This window comes from Brasilonema octagenarum UFV-OR1, from assembly GCF_963888615.1.
GTDB classification, from domain to species: Bacteria; Cyanobacteriota; Cyanobacteriia; order Cyanobacteriales; family Nostocaceae; genus Brasilonema; species Brasilonema sennae.
On the sequence record NZ_CAWPKW010000069.1, the window covers coordinates 1 to 759 of the forward strand.

A 759-nucleotide genomic window follows, 5' to 3' on the forward strand; every position below is an offset into this window, starting at 1 on the left:
TATCAGTTCAGGACTTATGCAAGGGAAACGTAGTTGTACCGGTTGCGACGTAAGTCGTAACTACAGTCAAGTTCATTCGTAACTCGTACGTAAGTCCTAATCCTGATAAATTACAGACTCGCGCATAGCATCACTCCGCAATAATCTTTTAATCAGTTCCTTGTTTAATACTAGCCCAGCTAATATTGCTGTTGACGCAGCAATATTACTTTGTATACGTTGGTCGTTTATTTGTTCAATAGCTTCTGCAACCTGTTGTAATGTTCGCGTTTTGTCCTCAGTTTGACTCAGCGTTGCAAACGGTAACAAACCTGGAGTATTTAAGAATATGTCACTAGATTCCTCCCAAAGACGAATAACTCCAAATTCATGACGGGTACTTTCTAAAACAAAAGCAGTTTGGTGAACTAATTCGGATGTGGTGGGTTGCAGGTAAATCACAACCTGACGCATCCGCTTGCGGGGAAATCTGCGATACACCCTTAACCGATAATCAGCCATGCGAAAGGGAATTTCGGCTTTTGCTTCGGTTTGGAATTCGATATGCAGAACAATTTCATCTGACTGTAACAGAATTAAAGCATCCGCTCGAATCGGTTCGAGGGATAATTCTGATGGGCTAAGTTGGGTGAGTATAATAGATTCACCGAGTAGCCAGGTGGCGAAATCGGCTGAAAATGACTCTGCTAAAAAGCGACACACATTATCAAACATAGACATGTATTATATAGCCGTTGCCAGGTAGATTAGGACATGAAC

The 759-nt window shown here is 41.8% G+C and carries 1 pseudogene; it reads right to left on the reverse strand.

What is annotated here, in order from left to right:
* Nucleotides 1–99: 99 nt before the first annotated feature.
* Nucleotides 100–714: pseudogene (locus AC5590_RS05410) on the reverse strand (Rpn family recombination-promoting nuclease/putative transposase); the annotation flags it as partial.
* Between the last annotated feature and the right edge of the window lie 45 nt (nucleotides 715–759).